The 17092-nt window shown below is 71.9% G+C and carries 17 protein-coding genes; 10 read left to right on the forward strand and 7 right to left on the reverse strand.

The features are described from left to right. Window positions 1-347 precede the first annotated feature (347 nt). The 4 genes from OHB01_RS00930 to OHB01_RS00945 all read left to right on the forward strand — a co-directional run bounded on the left by OHB01_RS00930 (window position 348) and on the right by OHB01_RS00945 (window position 3632). Entirely contained in the window at window positions 348-893 is a 546-nt protein-coding gene (locus OHB01_RS00930) for a toxin-antitoxin system HicB family antitoxin (protein ID WP_147944308.1), read from the forward strand. A gap of 89 nt (window positions 894-982) precedes the next feature. Then, window positions 983-1828, forward strand: a complete 846-nt coding sequence (locus tag OHB01_RS00935) for a DUF4097 family beta strand repeat-containing protein (RefSeq protein ID WP_142648631.1) — start codon at window positions 983-985, stop codon at window positions 1826-1828. Between the two features lie 29 nt (window positions 1829-1857). Further along, the gene (locus OHB01_RS00940) at window positions 1858-2832 is read left to right on the forward strand and encodes an ATP-binding cassette domain-containing protein (protein WP_328854799.1); all 975 of its coding nucleotides are present in this window, start codon (window positions 1858-1860) and stop codon (window positions 2830-2832) included. Next, on the forward strand, window positions 2829-3632 hold the full coding sequence (locus OHB01_RS00945) for an ABC transporter permease (RefSeq protein ID WP_142648629.1): 804 nt from the start codon (window positions 2829-2831) through the stop codon (window positions 3630-3632). The genes OHB01_RS00940 and OHB01_RS00945 overlap by 4 nt, the downstream gene beginning before the upstream one ends. Window positions 3633-4021: 389 nt before the next feature. Here OHB01_RS00945 and OHB01_RS00950 read toward each other — a convergent pair whose 3' ends face one another. Continuing rightward, window positions 4022-4846, reverse strand: a complete 825-nt coding sequence (locus OHB01_RS00950) for an SAM-dependent methyltransferase (protein WP_142648628.1) — start codon at window positions 4844-4846, stop codon at window positions 4022-4024. A 218-nt stretch (window positions 4847-5064) separates the two neighbouring features. Here OHB01_RS00950 and OHB01_RS00955 point away from each other — a divergent pair, with 218 nt between their 5' ends. After that, a complete protein-coding gene (locus OHB01_RS00955) occupies window positions 5065-5907 on the forward strand; it encodes a hypothetical protein (RefSeq protein ID WP_168066049.1) in 843 nt (280 codons plus the stop codon). Window positions 5908-6139: 232 nt separating this feature from the next. Here the strand turns inward: OHB01_RS00955 and OHB01_RS00960 are convergent, their stop codons facing one another. Further along, window positions 6140-7003: an aldo/keto reductase gene (locus OHB01_RS00960; RefSeq protein ID WP_328854800.1), complete on the reverse strand. Its 864-nt coding sequence runs from the start codon at window positions 7001-7003 to the stop codon at window positions 6140-6142. 116 nt (window positions 7004-7119) lie between these two features. On the opposite strand from OHB01_RS00960, the gene OHB01_RS00965 reads away from it, so the two are divergent. After that, entirely contained in the window at window positions 7120-7992 is an 873-nt protein-coding gene (locus OHB01_RS00965; RefSeq protein ID WP_328854801.1) for a LysR family transcriptional regulator, read from the forward strand. Window positions 7993-8098: 106 nt separating this feature from the next. Next, window positions 8099-8242, forward strand: coding sequence for a hypothetical protein (locus OHB01_RS00970; RefSeq protein WP_168066047.1), 144 nt, complete (start codon window positions 8099-8101; stop codon window positions 8240-8242). 13 nt (window positions 8243-8255) lie between these two features. On the opposite strand, the gene OHB01_RS00975 is transcribed toward OHB01_RS00970, so the two are convergent. Continuing rightward, complete coding sequence (locus tag OHB01_RS00975) at window positions 8256-9212, reverse strand: inositol monophosphatase family protein (RefSeq protein WP_328854802.1); 957 nt, start codon at window positions 9210-9212, stop codon at window positions 8256-8258. 321 nt (window positions 9213-9533) lie between these two features. On the opposite strand from OHB01_RS00975, the gene OHB01_RS00980 reads away from it, so the two are divergent. Beyond that, window positions 9534-11135: a fatty acyl-CoA synthetase gene (locus OHB01_RS00980; RefSeq protein WP_142648714.1), complete on the forward strand. Its 1602-nt coding sequence runs from the start codon at window positions 9534-9536 to the stop codon at window positions 11133-11135. Here the strand turns inward: OHB01_RS00980 and OHB01_RS00985 are convergent. Both OHB01_RS00985 and OHB01_RS00990 read right to left on the reverse strand, forming a co-directional pair. Further along, window positions 11123-11770 carry a protein-L-isoaspartate(D-aspartate) O-methyltransferase gene (locus tag OHB01_RS00985; protein WP_328709412.1) on the reverse strand — a complete coding sequence of 216 codons (648 nt, stop codon included), beginning with the start codon at window positions 11768-11770 and terminating at the stop codon, window positions 11123-11125. The genes OHB01_RS00980 and OHB01_RS00985 overlap by 13 nt on opposite strands. A gap of 226 nt (window positions 11771-11996) precedes the next feature. Beyond that, complete coding sequence (locus tag OHB01_RS00990; protein WP_147944311.1) at window positions 11997-12557, reverse strand: cysteine hydrolase family protein; 561 nt, start codon at window positions 12555-12557, stop codon at window positions 11997-11999. Between the two features lie 122 nt (window positions 12558-12679). On the opposite strand from OHB01_RS00990, the gene OHB01_RS00995 reads away from it, so the two are divergent. Further along, complete coding sequence (locus OHB01_RS00995; protein ID WP_142648622.1) at window positions 12680-13108, forward strand: RrF2 family transcriptional regulator; 429 nt, start codon at window positions 12680-12682, stop codon at window positions 13106-13108. Between the two features lie 73 nt (window positions 13109-13181). After that, window positions 13182-14366 carry a globin domain-containing protein gene (locus tag OHB01_RS01000; protein WP_328854803.1) on the forward strand — a complete coding sequence of 395 codons (1185 nt, stop codon included), beginning with the start codon at window positions 13182-13184 and terminating at the stop codon, window positions 14364-14366. 110 nt (window positions 14367-14476) lie between these two features. Here OHB01_RS01000 and OHB01_RS01005 read toward each other — a convergent pair whose 3' ends face one another. After that, window positions 14477-15292, reverse strand: coding sequence for an SAM-dependent methyltransferase (locus tag OHB01_RS01005; protein WP_205830428.1), 816 nt, complete (start codon window positions 15290-15292; stop codon window positions 14477-14479). A 125-nt stretch (window positions 15293-15417) separates the two neighbouring features. After that, window positions 15418-16875, reverse strand: a complete 1458-nt coding sequence (locus OHB01_RS01010) for a GH1 family beta-glucosidase (RefSeq protein ID WP_222709625.1) — start codon at window positions 16873-16875, stop codon at window positions 15418-15420. Window positions 16876-17092: the final 217 nt, after the last annotated feature.

Genomic DNA, 17092 nt, shown 5'->3' on the forward strand with positions numbered 1-17092 from the left:
CCCGCCGACCGGCGGACACGACACCGGCCGGCTCACGAGCCGGCCGGAGCGCGGGCCGGTTGACCCACGAGATGGTCGATGCGCGCGGGCGGCGTCTAATCGAGCAGTGCGTGAGCCGGCCGACGCGCGAAGGCGGCGTCAGGCCGCTCGTGGCGTCAACCTGCACCGTTTCCCTGCTGCCGCACCCACCCGCCGTTCCCCGCCGCCGTGTGGCGCATTCATGACATCACCTAGCATCCGCTCTGTACTGCCGTTTTCTGGACGGCCGTCCTCATATGACATCACTATGATGCCGCGTGACGTCATTAACGATTGACGTGACGTCATAATGGCGTCATAGTTGGGTCATGGATCTGATGCCGTACGTCGAGAACCTCCGCCGTCAGCTCACCGTGGCCGCCGAAGCGGGCGGTCCCGATGCTCGCGAGCTCGCCGAACGCCTCACGAGCGCTCTCGAATCCGCGACCAGGCTCACCCTGCTGGAGGCGTTGTCGGCGGCGGCGGACGAGATCACCCGAGATCTCGCCCCGGGTTCGGTCGACGTGCGGCTCCGCGGTGGCGACCCGGCGTTCGTGGTGACGCCACCGCACTCGGAACCGTCGCCGGAGGACGCTGACGCCGTGACGGAGACCGCGCCGCCGACGGCGGCAGAGGCCACCCCGCCCGCCGCGCAGCCGTACGGCGAGGAGGGCGGCACCGCGCGGGTGACCCTGCGCCTGCCCGAGCACCTCAAGGTGCGGGTCGAAGAGGCGGCCGCCCGGCAGGGCGTCTCGGTCAACGCCTGGCTGGTCCGCGCCGTCTCCGCCGCGTTCGAGCCGGGCGCCGGGAGTGCTCCCGCCGGCCGCCCGCAGCAGCCCCGGAGCGGGCGCAGCTACACCGGCTGGGTGCGCTAGCGGCGCCCCCGGTCTCGTCACCCCGCCACCACTCTTCGCCCGGCCCCGAGGCCGGGATGTTCCACCGGACCCATGAGGAGGGCTCCGCCATGCCCGCTTTCGACACCCCCGAGCCGATCACCGCCGACATCCAGATCTACCTCGGCCAGGTCCGCGTCCACGCGAGCGACCGCGCCGACACCGTGGTGGAGGTGCGCCCCAGCGACCCCTCCAGCGAGGCGAGCGTGCAGGTCGCCGAGCGGATCATCGTCGAGTTCTCCGGCGGACGGCTGCTGGTCAAGGACCCCAAGCCGAAGGCCCTGCGATATCTGCTGCCGTGGCGCGGCTCCATCGATGTGACCATCGAGCTGCCGGCCGGCTCCCGCGTCGAGACCCAGGGCGCCATGGGGCTCGTCGCCACCGGCCCGCTCGGCCAGGCCGTCCTGCACAGCTCGTACGGCGACCTGCGCCTGGACGAGACCGGCCCGCTGGAGATCAGGGCGTCGTACGGCGACGTCTCGGTCGACCGGGTGATCGGCCCCGCCGAGGTGACCACGTCCACCGGGGCGATCCGGATCGAGACCATCGACGGCCCCGGCACGCTGCGAACCTCCACCGGCGGCATCGCCATCGGCGAGGCGACCGGTGCGCTGCAGCTGAAGACCGCCCACGGCGACATCGCCGTCGACCGCGCGGTGGCCGACCTCACCGCCAAGACCGCACACGGCGGCATCCGGGTGCACGCGGTGGCGAGCGGCACCATCCACCTGGAGACCGGCTACGGCAAGATCGGCGTCGGCATCGCCGAGGGCACGTCCGCGTGGCTCGACGTGCACTCCAAGAACGGCGTGGTGCGCAACACCCTCGACCCCGCCGAAGGCCCCGGGACCACCGACAGGGTCGCCGAGGTGCACGCGAACACCAACTGGGGCGACATCGACATCCACCGGTCCTGACCTCCGCACACCCAGCAAGGAGACCCCCTATGAGCGACGCGATCACGGCCGAAGGACTGGTCAAGAGATACGGCGAGGTGACCGCTCTCGACGGGCTGAGCTTCGCCGTCCCGCAGGGGACGGTCCTCGCCCTGCTCGGCCCGAACGGCGCCGGCAAGACCACGACGGTGCGGGTCCTGACCACGCTGCTGCGGCCCGACGGCGGCCGCGCCACCGTCGCCGGATGCGATGTCGTCGGCGACGCCCGGCGGCTGCGCTCGTCCATCGGGCTGTCCGGCCAGTACGCCGCCGTCGACGAACACCTCACCGGCGCCGAGAACCTGGAGATGATCGGACGGCTCTACCACCTGGGCGCACGGCACAGCAAGGCCCGCGCCCGTGAGCTGCTCGAACGCTTCGACCTCACCGAGGCGGCGGACCGTCCGGTGAAGGGCTACTCGGGCGGCATGCGCCGCCGCATCGACCTCGCGGGCGCCCTGGTCGCCGACCCGCCGGTGCTGTTCCTCGACGAGCCCACCACGGGCCTGGACCCCCGCGCCCGGGCCGCGCTGTGGGACACCATCTCCGAACTCGTCGCGGGCGGCAGCACGCTGCTGCTCACCACGCAGTACATGGAGGAGGCCGACCGCCTGGCCGACCAGATCATGGTGGTCGACCACGGCCGCGCCATCGCCCGCGGCACCGCCGACGAGCTCAAGGACCAGGTCGGCGGCAGCCGCATCGAGCTGACCGTGACCGACGCCGCCGAGCTGGAGACCGCCCGGCAGACCCTCGCCCGGTTCGCCGCGGGCGACGTGCGGACCGTGCCGGAATCGCTCCAGGTCACCGTATCGGTCACCGACGGAGTCGAGTCGCTGCGCCGGGTCCTCGACCTGCTCGCCGACGCCGGGGTCCGGGTGCGCGACGCCGGACTGCGGCGGCCCACCCTCGACGACGTCTACCTCACGCTGACCGGGCACCAGGCGTCCGGCACCGACTCCGAGGCCCGGGAGGCCGCTCGATGAACGCGCTCACCATGCCCATCGCCGACGGCTGGACCATCGCCAGGCGCAACACCCTCAAGATCAGGCGATCGCCCGACCTGCTCGGCTCCGCGATCATGTTCCCGATCGTGTTCGTGCTGATGTTCGCCTACGTCTTCGGCAGCGTCATCCACGTCCCGGGGATGTCCTATCGAGAGTTCCTGATCCCCGGCATCTTCGTCCAGGCCGTGCTCGTGAGCGCGCAGGTCACGGGCTACACGCTGACCCTGGACCTGCAGAAGGGGATCTTCGACCGGTTCCGCTCGCTGCCCATGGCCCCGTCCGGGGTGCTGATCGGCCAGACCGTCAGCGACCTGCTGATGAACCTCGCCAGCCTGGTCGTCATGGCGGTGATGGGACTGATCGTCGGCTGGCGGGTGCACTCCTCGCCGCACGAGGTCGTTCTCGGCTTCGGGCTGCTGCTGCTGTTCGCCTACGCGTTCTCCTGGTTCACCGCGACCGTCGCGCTGGCCCTGCGCACCCCGGAGAGCTTCAACAACGTCGCCACCACGCTCTCCTTTCCGCTGATGTTCATCTCCAACGCCTTCCTCGACAGCTCCGCGCTGCCCACGCCGCTCCGCGTCGTCGCCGAGTGGAACCCTGTCTCGACCATCACGCAGGGCGCGCGCGAGCTCTTCGGCAACACCAGCGCCGCGATGAAGACCGCGGACGCCTGGCCCCTGCAGCACGCCGTCCCGGCGTCGCTGCTGTGGATCGCCGTCATGCTGGTCGTGTTCGTCCCGCTGGCGACCCGGCTCTACAAGAAGGCGGTCAGCGCCTGACCACGCACGCCGCCGCGACAGCCCGCCACCGGAACCAGTGGCGGGCTTCCGCGAGCCGCCCCGTCGTACGGCCTGCTCGTCCGGCCGCCCCCGCAGCGCGATGCGGGATGCCCGCTGCCGGCTATGCGACGCGCGGTGCGTGGGTGCCCGGCGCAGGATGCGGGGCGCAGGATGCGGTGCGCGCGGTGCGCGATGCTGGTGCGGGATGCCCGCTGCGCGGCGCGCGGTGCCCAGAACCGGGCACCGGGGCAGAGCACAGGGCGCCGGGGCAGGACACAGGGCGCCGGGGCAGAGCACAAGGCGCCGGGGCAGGACACAGGGCGCCGGGGCAGAGCACAAGGCGCCGGGGCAGGACACAGGGCGCCGGGGCAGAGCACAGGGCGCCGGGGTCAGGGCTTGCGGCCGACGGCTCCGAGAATGCCGGAGTTGCCCGGGTCCGTCGGCACCTCCCAGGGGACGTCGGGACGCCACGCCTGCACGGGGACCACGCCGGGCTCCAGGATCTTGAGCCCGTCGAAGAACGACGTGATCTGCCCGAGCGACCGGCCCGCCAGCCCGCCGGAGGACGTGGCCGAGTAGACCTGCTTGCTCGCCTCCACGACCTCCTCCTCGATGTCGCCCTTGTAGATGTGCGACAGCACGAGGTGGCCGCCCGGGATCAGCCGTTCGCGCACCTCCGCCACGATGCGGGCGGCGGTCTCGTCCTCGGTCACGAAGTGCAACACCGAGACCAGGAGGACGGCGAACGGGCGGGTGAAGTCGATGTGGGCCCGCACCGCCGGGTCGTCGAAGATGGCGCCGGGATCATGCAGGTCGCCGTTCATGACCATCGTGTCCGGGTTGTCGGCCAGCAGCGCCCGCGCGTGGACGAGGACGACGGGGTCGTTGTCCACGTAGACGACGCGCGATCCCGGGGCGTGCCGCTGCGCGACCTGGTGGACGTTCTCCTGCGTGGGCAGCCCGGCGCCGATGTCGATGAACTGGGTGATCCCCGACTCGGCCAGGTGCCGTACGGCACGGCCGAGGAAGCCGCGGTTCTCCCGGGCGATCTCCCGCCCGTCGTTGCCCATCTGGCGGCCGATGGCGAGCATCTTCTCGGCGGCCTCCCGGTCGGCCGGGAAGTTGTCCTTTCCGCCCAGGTAGTAGTCGTACATCCGGGCGACGCTGGGCACGTTGGGATCGATGCCCGCGAGCGCCTGTCCGAAGTCGTCCATACGTCGCTCCTCGCTGGTGGGACCGCTCCCACGGATTCCGTACGATGATGATCATCTCCCGAGATTGGCTCACGGGCAACGGGGGCGGTGGTCAGAACGAGGCTGACCGGCGCCCTGATGATCTGGCGGCGAGAACGACGGGCGTGTGAAAACGGATTAATGCGGGCGACATTCCACGGACGGTGACCATGTAACAACGCCCGGTCAGACTTCGGAGTATGAGCGAACCGAGAAATGCCGCCGACGGGGGCGGTCACGCGTCTCCCGGCCCGCATCACCAGCACCCGCAGCACCGGCGGTCCTGGCGGCGGGAGATCGCGGAACTGGCCGCGCTCTTCCTCGCCGTCGGCCTCGCCCACGTGCTGACCACCCTGCTCGGCCACCGCGACCCCGGCCCGGTGATCCTCGTCGGCCTCGGCCTGGCGCTGATCCTCGGCTCGGCCGTGCACCGGCGGCTGTCGGCCCCGGGAGGCGTACGGCTACGCGCACGGGCCGGAGCGGAGCAGTCCACGAGCCTGTGGCGGGTGCGCGCCAGGGTCGCCGAACGGCCCGGCCGCCTCGCCGCGCTCGCCGGGGCGTTCGCCCGGCTGCACTGCAACATCCTCGCCCTGCAGATCGCGCCCGCCGGAAGCGCGTCGATGCTGCCGGGAGGCTGCGACGCCCTGGACGAGTTCATCGTCGAGGCCCCCGCCTCGCTGACGCCCCACGACTTGTGGCAGGCGGTCGACCGGGCCGGCGGGGCGGACGCCGTGATCGTCCCCGCCCAGGTCAGGGACCTCATCGACCCCGGCATCCAGGCGCTGCTGCTGGGCCGCCGCGTACGCGACGACCCGGGCGAGCTGGTCGCGGCCATGACCGAACTGCTGCGGACGGCCGACATCGGCATGCACGGCCCCGGCGAGCCGGTCCCCGCGGAGGAACCGACCGTGATGACCATTCCCGTGCCCACCGGGGGCGTATTGGTGGCGCGGCGGCCGGACCTGCCGTTCACGCCGACCGAGGCGGCGCGGGCCGCCGCGCTGGCCGCGGCCGCCCGGCACCGTCAGTGGGCGGACGAGTGAGTCCCCGTACGAGTCGGCTCGCACGGAGTCGGCCCGGCCCCGGAGTCGGCCCGGCCCCGGAGTCGGCCCGGCCCCGGAGTCGGCCCGGCCCCGGAGTCGCCCCTGGACGGGTCGGCTCCCCCGGAGAAGTGAGCTCGGCCCGGACGACTCGGTCCGGCCCTGGACGAGACGACTCCGGAGAAGTGAGCCCGGCCCGGACACGTCCGCTCGGTCCGGACGGGTGTGCCGGTCCTCAGCCCGCCACGTCGAGGCGGCTGAGCTCCTCCGACGACAGCTCCAGGTCCACGGCCTTGACCGAGTCGAGGATCGTCTCCGGCCGCGAGGAGCCGGGGATCGGGATGACCACCGGCGCCTTGGCCAGCATCCAGGCCAGGCACACCTGGTAGGGGCTCACGTTGCGTTCCCGCGCCACCTCCGCGAACGGCGCGAAGCGCGAGCCCAGCTCGCCCGCCTTGGTGATGCCGCCGAACGGGCTCCACGGCAGGAACGCGATTTCGAGCTCCGCGCACAGCTCCAGCTCCGGCTCGCTGGAGCGGAAGGCCGGGGAGAACTGGTTCTGCACGCTGACCAGACGGCCACCGAGGATGTCGTTGGCCTGGCGGATCTGGTCGGGGTCGGCGTTCGAGATGCCGGCGTAGCGGATCTTGCCCGCGTCCAGCAGGTCGCGGATCGCCCCGACCGAGTCCTCGTACGGCACCTGCGGGTCGGGCCGGTGGAACTGGTAGAGGCCGATCGCGTCGACGCCCAGCCGCTTGAGCGAGGCGTCGCACGCCTGCTTGAGGTAGTCGGGCGAGCCGTTCTGCGTCCAGGTGCCGTCGCCGGGGCGCAGATGCCCGCCCTTGGTGGCGACCAGCACGTCCGAGGTGTCGCCGCCGTAGCTCGCCAGAGCCTTGGCGATCAACGTCTCGTTGTGGCCCACCTCGTTCGCGTGCAGGTGATAGGCGTCGGCCGTGTCGATGAGCGTCACCCCGGCGTCCAGTGCCGCGTGGATGGTCGCGATGGAGCGCTGCTCGTCGGGCCGCCCCTCGATGGACATCGGCATGCCCCCGAGACCGATCGCGCCGACCTGCACGTCGCCGATGCGGCGAGTCCGCATAAGAAGATCCCCCTTCGAATGGCACAGATCAGAGTTCTGTGTCCTATCCTGCGGATTCGGCATTAAGCCGTCCAACAGAAGATTCCGATCGCATTGAGCAGCGTGGGTGATAAGCGGTGGAGTTACGGCAGCTCAGATACTTCGTGGCGGTCGCCGAGGAGAGCCACTTCACACGGGCGGCCGATCGTCTGCGCATCGCGCAGTCCGGTCTGTCGGCCTCCATCCGCGCGCTCGAACGGGAGCTGGGCGCCGACCTGTTCCGCCGCAGCACCCGGCAGGTGCGGCTCACGCCCGAGGGCAGGGCGCTGCTGGTGGAGGCCAGGCGGGCGCTCGCCGCGAGCGACGCGGCACGTGAGGCCGTCGCCGCCGTCCAGGGGCTGCTGCGCGGATCGCTGTCCATCGGCTCGCTGCAGTGCCTGCACGCGGTGGACCTGCCGGCCGTGCTCGCCGGGTTCGTGCAGTCGCATCCCGGTCTCGACATCCGGCTGCGCCACGGCGGCTCGGGCGAGCTGGTCGAGCAGGTGCGCGAGGGCCGCCTCGACCTCGCCCTGGTGTCCCGCCCGGCGCACGAGCCCGACGACCTCGTGGTGGCCCCTCTCTCGTCCGAGCCGCTCGTGCTGGCCTGCGCGCCGGGGCACCTGCTGGCCGCGTCCGGGAAGGTGCGGCTGGAGGCGCTGCGGGGCGAGCGGTTCGTGGACTTCCCGCCCGACTGGGGCACCCGTACGCGGGCCGACGAGGCGCTCGCCTCCGCCGGCGTCGAGCGCCACGTGGCCCTGGAGGTCACCGACGTCCACTCCCTGCTGGATCTCGTGGGCAACGGCCTCGGCGTCGCCCTGGTCCCCCGGTCGTTCTCCCTCAAGACCACCCGCGTGCGCTTCCTGGAACTCGCCGATCCCGTTCCGATGTGGGAGACCGTGGCGGTGAGCGGAGCGCCCGGCGGCGCCGCGGGGGCGGCATTGCTCGAGGAGATCTACCACGCCTCACGTTGACTTTTGCGTCAAAAATCACCCAAATTGGTATATAACACCTCTTAAGCCTTCGGGGTTCGGCCCCAAGGCTCCTCCCGAACGGCCGACGACCACGAAGGCGACTCCCATGAGCGTGCACGTCCACGTCCGCCTCAACGACGGTTACGCAGTCACCGAGGACGGTCAGCTACTGGAGCGGACAAGCTGCCACTGCGGCGCCTCCTGGGAGACCTTCTTCCAGGTCGACGAGGGCGAGCCCGAGAACATCTGACCCCTGACCATGCTCACCGCCCGGCGCGGGCGATGATCTCCAGCAACGCGCGGTGCGTCTCCCGGTCGGCCGCCACGACGAGCCCGCCCGCACCGGTGTGCAGCGGCTCGCCGTGGATGCCGGTCACCACGCAACCGGCGGCCTGGCACAGCGCGATCCCGCCCGCGAAGTGCACGCTGTCGCGCAGGTGGCCGTCGGTGACGTACGCGGCGCGCCGGCCGGCGGCGACCCACGCCACCGCCAGAGTGGTGGAGACGACCCGCGGGCGGAAGCGCTCGGCGAACCCCGGGTCGGCGAGGAGCGCGGCGGCCCGGAAGGCCGGCGCGTTCGGGAACGGCGGGTCGAGGTTGACGTCCACCAGCCGCGACTCGGCCGACGGCACGAGCCGCTCATCCCCGGTGCCCTGAGCCTCCCTGACCTCCCCAGCGCCTCCGGTATCCGCGCCGTCGCCACCGTCCCGGGCGCCCCTCGCGACCTCGCCATCTCCGCCATCCCAAGCGCCGTCGGCGTCCTTGACGCCCCGGGCGCCCCTCGGGTCCTGGGCGTCGCGGGTGTCTCCGGCGTCGCGGCGGACGTACGCGTGCGCGCCGTCCGTCCAGAACACCTCGCCGGCGAAGGGGTCGGCGCAGGCCGCCGCCGTGACGGCGGAGCCCGTCCGCAGGGCGACGTTCACCGCGACGAGCATGGTGCGCGCGGCGTAGTTCAACGTGCCGCACAGGGGATCGACCAGCCACTCGCGCTCCGCGCCGTCCCGCCCGGTGCGGCCGCTCTCCTCGCCCGTCACGGCGTCGTCCGGGCGAGCCGCGCGGATGACGCCGAGGATGGCCTTCTCCGCTTCGATGTCGGCGACCGTGGCGAAGTCGTCCGCCGATTTCGCGAAGCGCGTCAGCGACGTCCCCCACATGGCGCGCACGACGGCGGCTCCGGCTCGCGCCGCCGCCAGGGCCAGCTCCTCGTCTGTGATCGGCACGAGGACAGGACTACCACTCCCGGCACCGGCCTGCGGCACGGGCGGCGTCTCACCGACCACGCCTCTGGGACTCGGCGCCGCCGACCAGCGCCGTCACACGGCAGGGCCGCCTCTCACCAGTCACGACCGTAGGCTGGGCGTCATCGTCCATGGCTCCGCCTATGGGCTCCTTCTCGGCCTTGGGACGCGTCTACCCGAATCTCGGCTCGCGACGGGCGGCATTCGTCAGACGCGCCCTCACTGGGCGGGGATCTCCCCAAGGCGAATGGTTCTCACTAGGCTGATCCAGAAGTTTCCTCTGTTCTGGTGCTGGAGCCGCTCATGTCCCCCGCCTCGCCGGATGTCGCCCTCGCCCGCCGTCAGTCGCTCGCGGACCTGCTCCGGCGCTCCGCCCGGCGGCATCCCGCCCGGCTGGCCGTGGCGGACGCCGCCCAGGCGCGCACGTACGCGGAGCTCGACGAGGACGTGACGCGGGTGGCGGGCGCGTTGACCGCCCGGGGCGTACGTCCCGGGGACCGCGTGGCGGTGCTGTCGCGCAACAGCGTGGACTACGTGCGGACCATCTTCGGCGTGGCCCGCGCCGGGGCCGTTCTCGTGCCGGTCAACTTCATGCTGGGAGCCGACGAGATCGCCTACGTCCTGTCCCACTCCGGCGCGGTCGCGCTGATCGCGCAGGACGCACTGCTGCCGGTGGCGCGAGACGCGGCCAAGCAGGCCGACGGGCTGCGCCTGCGCATGGTCTACGGCACGCCGGACGAGGGCTGGGAGCCGTTCGACGCGCTGCTCGCCGAAGATGTGGCCGAGCCGGTCGTGCCGATCGGGCCCGACGACCCCGCGCAGATCCTCTACACCTCGGGCACGGAGTCGCGCCCGAAGGGCGCCGTGCTGTCCCACGCCGCGCTGATCGCCCAGTATGCGAGCTGCGTCATCGACGGCGGCATGACCCGCGACGACGTCGAACTGCACGCGATGCCGCTGTTCCACTGCGCCCAGCAGCACTGCTTCCTGGTGCCGGACATCCAGCTCGGCGCGTCCAGCCACATCCTTCCCGGGGCCGATCCGGCCGCCGTGCTGGAGGCGATCGAGCGCCACGGCGTGACCAAGTTCTTCGCGCCGCCCACGGTGTGGATCTCGCTGCTGCGCCACCCGGACTTCGACCGGCGCGACCTGTCCTCCCTGCGCAAGGGCTACTACGGCGCGGCGATCATGCCGGTCGAGGTGCTGCGGGAGATCGGCGAGCGGCTGCCGGACGTGCGCCTGTGGAACTTCTACGGCCAGACCGAGATGGCGCCGGTCGCGGTGATGCTCCAGCCGGAGGACCAGATCCGCAAGGCGGGCTCGGCCGGCCAGGCCGCGCTGAACGTCGAGACGCGGGTCGTGGACGCCGACGGCAACGACGTCCCTCCCGGGGAGATCGGGGAGATCGTGCACCGCAGCCCGCACGCGATCCTCGGCTACCTGGACGACCCCGAGAAGACCGCCGAGGCGTTCCGCGGCGGCTGGTTCCACTCGGGCGACCTCGGGGTGATGGACGAGGAGGGCTACCTCACGGTCGTCGACCGGATCAAGGACATGATCAAGACCGGCGGGGAGAACGTCGCCAGCCGCGAGGTCGAGGAGGTCGTCTACGAGCACCCGGCGGTCGCCGAGGTGGCCGTAGTCGGGGTCCGCCACCCGAGCTGGATCGAGGCGGTCGTCGCGATCGTGGTGACCAAGCCGGGCGTGACCGTCACCGAGGAGGAGCTGCGGGCCCACGTCCGGGCGCGGCTGGCCGCGTTCAAGGTGCCCAAGGCCGTCGCGTTCGTGGACGCGCTGCCGAAGAACCCGAGCGGCAAGATCCTCAAGCGTGAGCTCAGGGAGCGCCACGCCGCCCTCGCCGACCGCATCCCCGGCCTGCGGCTTCCGGGCGGTCAGGAAGGGTAGCCGTGACGGCCGTGGAGGCGGACGAAGCGGGCCAGCGTGAGCACCCGCAGCGGTTCGAGGCCGATGACCGTGCGCTCGAACAGCACGACCTCCTCCCGGCCGCCCGAACCGATGGGCTGCACCAGGCGTCCGCCGAGCCGCAACTGCTCCACCAGCGGCGTGGGGACCGTGGGAAAGGCGGCCGAGACGATGACGGCGTCGTACGGGGCGTGCTCGGGCACCCCCCTGCTGCCGTCGCCGACGAGCACCTGCGCGTTGCGTATGCCCTGCCGGGCGAGGTTTCGGCGCGCCGCGCGCACGAGGTCGGGCCACAACTCGACGCTGACCACGTCGGCGGCCATGCGGGCCAGCAGCGCGGTCTGGTAGCCGAGACCGGTGCCGACCTCCAGCACGTGCTCCCGGCCGGTGAGCGCGAGCCCCTCGATCATCGTGGCCGACAGCGATGGCTGGGTGGTCACCTGCCCGTGCGCGATGGGGATCGGCACGTCCTCGTACGCGTGGGCGGCGTATGCCGGGGGGACGAAACCGGCTCTCGGGGTCGAGCGCACGGCCTGGAGCAGGCGCTCGTCGCGCACGCCCACCGCCCGGACGGCCCGGACGAGGTCTTCGGGACAGGCGGTTGCGGTCACGTCCACCACGCTCACGTTCGGCGATGAGCCGCACCCTCCTCCGCGGCCCGCTCATCCCCGGTGATGCCCCCTCAGCCGCGCCGGAATCCGAGGGCACCAAGCACGCCCGGACGCCGACGACCGCGAACCGGACGCGACCGGCAACGCCATGCCCTCCCGGGCCGCGTCAGGCCGGCACGGCCCGCGCCTCGACGGCATCGGGGCCGTGTGCGGCCGATCCGGTCTCCCGGGCTCAGCCGGCGGTGAAGGTCACCTCCGCCGTGGGGACCGTCCCGGCGCGGCGGCCGGGGGCGCTCTGCCACTGCCAGTAGAGGTTCGTGTGCGCGATCACCTGCTCGGTGGACGGCGCGCCGTAGGCGGTGAGGTCCTCGGTGGTGTGCGCGTCGCCGACCAGCGTCACGTCGTATCCCCGGACGAACGCCCCGTGGAGGGTCGAGCGGATGCACGCGTCGGTCTGGGCGCCCGTGACGACGACACGGCCCACCCCGCGCTCGGCGAGCAGCGCCTCAAGGCCGGTGTCCTCGAACGAGTCGCCGTACCTCTTGTGGACGAGCGGCTCCTCGTCGCGGCGGACCAGCTCGGGCACATACTGCCAGTTGTCGCTGCCCTGCTGGAGATCGTGGTCGTTGGAGTGCTGCACCCAGATCACCGGCACGTCCTCGGCGCGTGCCTTGCCCACGAGGGTGTCGATGTTGGCGATCACCGTGTCGCGGTTGGGGGCGCCCGCCACCACGCCGTTCTGCACGTCGATGACCAGCAGCGCGGTGTTCGGGCGATCGGCAAGAGTCGTCATGGGGGTTCCCGTCTCGTCTCGGACCTCGTGCCTCCCACCCTAGAACCGGCCACCGACATTCCGCCCGCGTACAAAGCACCCCAAATTGGAGTGCTACATACCGATTTGCTAGCGTCGAAGGCGTGAGGTTGACGAAGTTCACGGACCTGGCCCTGCGCGTGACCATGCGCCTGGCCGTCCTGGAACCGGGGGCATCGCTCACCACCCGCCAGGTGGCAGACGCGATGCGCATCCCCTACAACCACACCGCCAAGGCCATCGCCCGCCTGCAGCACCTCGGCGTCGTGGAGGCCCGCCGGGGACGCGGGGGCGGCCTGGAGCTGACCGAGTTCGGCCACACGGCCTCGATCGGCTGGCTGGTCCGCGAACTGGAGGGAGAGGAGGAGGTCGTCACCTGCGAGGGGGAGACCCCCTGTCCGCTGCGGGCCGCCTGTAGCCTGCGCGGGGCGCTGCGTGCGGCGCAGCAGGCCTTCTACGCCTCCCTCGATCCCATCACGGTGGATCAGCTGGCCTCCTCCACGTCGAGGCCGGTGCTGCTCAGTCTCTCCTGACCTGCGTCAACGCAAAGAGCGTGCAGATTCATGGCGTTAAATTTGCATCTGTCATACCAATTTGGAGGATGTCATGCTCTCCCCGGAGTCGGCCGCGACCGTCCGCGCCACCCTGCCCGTGATCGCGGGCGCGATCCAGGACATCACCGCCCGTTTCTACGACACGATGTTCGCCGACAACCCCGAGCTGCTGCGCGACCTGTTCAACCGCGGCAACCAGGCCAACGGCGAGCAGCGCGTCGCGCTGGCGGGCTCGATCGCCGCGTTCGCGTCCGCGCTGGTGGAGCATCCCGGAGAGCCGCCCCGCACGATGCTGTCGAGGATCGCCAACAAGCACGCCTCCCTCGGCGTCACCGAGGAGCAGTACGCCGTGGTGCACAAGTACCTGTTCGGCGCGATCGTCGGGGTGCTGGGCGACACCGTGACGCCCGAGGTCGCGCAGGCCTGGGACGAGGTCTACTGGCTCATGGCCGAGACGCTGATCGGTCTGGAGCGCGGTCTCTACCGCGAGGCGGGCCGGGGCTGGACCCGCGCCACGGTGGTCGAGCGGCGCGACGAGACGGCCGACGCGGCCTCCTTCGTCCTGCGCCCCGACCTGCCCATGTCCTTCCGGCCGGGCCAGTACGTCAGCGTCCGGGTGACGCTGCCCGACGGCGCGCGGCAGATCCGGCAGTACAGCCTGTCGAGCGCCCCGGAGCGCGGCGACTGGCGGATCACGGTCAAGCGGGTGCGCGGCGAGGGCACGCCCGAGGGCGAGGTCTCCTCCTGGCTGCACGAACACATCCGGGCCGGTGACGTGCTCTCGGTCTCCGCGCCCTTCGGCGACCTGACCCTGCCCGAGGGCGACGGCCCGCTGCTGCTCGCCTCGGCCGGGATCGGGGTCACGCCCATCCTGGCGATGCTCGACCACCTGGCCGCCACCGGGTCGGAGCGGCGGGTGCTGGTCGTGCACGCCGACCGCTCGCCGGACGCGCACGTCCACCGCGAGGAGCTCGCGGAGCTGGTCGCGGCCCTGCCCGGCGCCACCCTCCACCGGTGGTACGAGGAGCTGCCGGACGGCCACGTGGGCGACCCGGCGGTCGCGGCGGGACTGGCCGACCTTTCGGCGGTCGAGCTGCCCGGCGACGTCGTCGCCTGCCTGTGCGGGCCGCTGCCGTTCATGCGGGCCGTACGCGCGCAGCTGGTCGAGCGGGGCGTGCCCGCCTCCCGCATCCACTACGAGGTGTTCGGCCCCGACCTGTGGATCGCGGCCGCGTGACCCCGGCGGCCCGCCGCCCGGCCGCGGCGGGCCCTCTCACCGGCCCTCGCACCAGGCCCTCGCACCGGACCTTCGCACCGTACCTTCGCACTGGGCCCTCGCACCGGGCCCTATCGGGAGCGCAGCAGGCCGACGCCGGCGTAGCCGTCCACGCCCGGGATCCTCGGCAGCTTCGGCTCGTCGGGCTCGGGCCGCCACTCCTCGGTCAGGACCAGGCCCGGCTCCGCCAGGTCGAACCCGTCGAAGAACCGCAGCAGTTCGGCGTGGGTGCGCGGGGTGACCGCACCGGCGGAGGTGTTCTTGTACAGCTCGCGTCCCTCGCGGATCTTCTCCTCGTCGAGGTCCCCGTACGACAGGTGGCTGATGGCCATCGCACTGCCGGGGGCGAGCCGGTCGCGGAGCGTGGCGACGATGCGCTCGGCGTCGTCGTTGTCCGGGACGAAGTGCAGCACGGCCACCATGAGCAGGCCCACCGGCCGGCCGAAGTCGATGTGCTCGTTGATCCGGGGGTCGCCGAGGATGGCCTCGGGCTCGCGCAGGTCGCCGTCCACGACGATCGTCTGGTCGTTGTCGGCCAGCAGGGCCCGGCCGTGGGCGAGCACGATCGGGTCGTTGTCGACGTAGACCACCCGCGCGTCGGGGGCCTCGCGGAGCGCGACCTGGTGGACGTTCTCCTGCGTCGGCAGCCCGGCGCCGATGTCGAGGAACTGGCGGATGCCCTCCCGCGCCATGAGGGTCACGGCCCGGCGGATGAAGCGCCTGTTGGTCCGCACCCCTTCGCGCGCGTTCGGGGTCAGCTCGATGAGCTTCTCGGCCGCCGCCCGGTCGACGGCGAAGTTGTCCTTGCCGCCGAGGAGGTAGTCGTAGATCCGGGCGACACTGGGGACGGTCACGTCGATGCCCGGCGGGCCCTGCTCCATGTTCATCCCTGCCCCTGATGCGCGTACGTTGATCAAAGGTATCCGATACGTCGGAATTAGGCGCGCCAAAAGAGGAGTTGACCGGCACGCCCGGACGCGGCCGGTCAACCCCCACAGCACGGCGGGCCCCCTCAGTCCCCCGCCGGGCGCTCACCCCCAGGGGTTCCGGCGACCAGGATGTCGACCGGACTGGTCATGACGGGACCGGTGACGACCGGGTCGGCGATGAAGTCGCGCATCCAGTGGAAGCTGGCCTTGGGCGTGCGCACCTGGGTGTCGTAGTCCACGTGCACCAGGCCGAACCTGGCGGAGTAGCCCCGGGCCCACTCGAAGTTGTCCATCAGCGACCAGCAGAAGTAGCCCCGCACGTCGGCGCCGGCCTCCATCGCGTCGCGGGTCGCGGTCAGGTGGTCGCGCAGGTAGTCGATGCGCCCGCTGTCGTCGATCACGCCGTCGTCGCCGTACCCGTTCTCGGTGATGTAGACGGGCGGCAGGTCCGGATAACGGGAGGTCAGCCCCACGAGGGTCTCGTACAGCCCCTCGGGCTCGACCACCCAGCCGAGCCCGCTGGTGCGCGCGTCCTCCGGCGTGACGGTGCGCACGCCCAGGTCGAACACCGAGCGCTTGGCGGGGTCGGCCTCCGCGTACGGCGCGGCCTCCACGTGCAGCCGGTAGTAGTAGTTCACGCCGAGGAAGTCCACCGGCGTGCCGATGACGTCCAGGTCGCCGTCCCGGCGGAAGGAGAAGTCGGTGATCCGGCCGAACGTCTCCGCCATGTCGGCGGCGTAGGCCCCGCCGAACAGCGGCTCGGTGAACTGCCGGTTGACCAGCAGGTCCATCCGCCGCGCGGCCTGCACGTCCTGCGGCGAGGAGGTCGCCGGGACGGTCGGCGACATGTTGAGCGTCACCCCGATCTGCTGACCGGGCCTGGCCATCTCCCGCAGGCGCGCGACCGCCAGGCCGTGGCCGAGCAGCAGGTGGTGGGCCGCGGCCAGCGCGCCGTGCCCCTCCTTGGCGCCCGGCGCGTGCCGGCCCTCGCCGTAGCCGACGATGGACGAGCAGTAGGGCTCGTTGAGCGTGATCCAGTTCGAGACCGAGTCGCCGAGCGCGTCGTACATCACCTCGGCGTAGTCGGCGAAGCGTTCGGCGGTGTCGCGGACCCGCCAGCCCCCGCGGTCTTCCAGCGCCTGCGGCAGGTCCCAGTGGTAGAGGGTCACATACGGCTCGATCTCGCCCTCGCGAAGGGCGTCGACGAGCCGCCGGTAGAAGTCGAGCCCTCGCCGGTTCACCGGTCCCCGGCCGTCGGGCAGGACGCGCGGCCAGGCGACGGAGAATCGGTAGGCCCCCGCCCCCAGATCTTTCATGAGATCGACATCCTCTTGCCAGCGGTGATAGTGGTCGCAGGCGAACTCACCCGACTCGCCCCGTGCCACCGCGCCGGGCACCCGGCAGAAGGTGTCCCAGATCGAAGGCCCCCGGCCGTCGGTGTCGACGGCCCCCTCTATCTGGTACGCCGCGGTGGCCGTGCCCCACACGAAGCCGGCGGGAAAGGTCCGCGGCATGGCGAGGCGTGCGTCGGTCGCCGTCATTCCCTGTTCGCTCCAGGTTCCGTGCCCGCTTCGGTGAACAGCCCGGGCACGGCGGTCTGCCGTGCGGGCGAATGGACCGTTCCCCCGAAGGCCGCGGGACCCGCCAAGCCGTACGGCGGGCACATACGCGGGCAGACGGAGTTCCGCAGCGGACACCTGAACTCCCTCACAGGAGATAGGGAAGCGGCTGCGAGACGCGAAAGCGGCCGGACCCGTG

The sequence above is a fragment of the Microbispora hainanensis genome, from assembly GCF_036186745.1.
In the GTDB taxonomy this organism is placed as follows: domain Bacteria; phylum Actinomycetota; class Actinomycetes; order Streptosporangiales; family Streptosporangiaceae; genus Microbispora.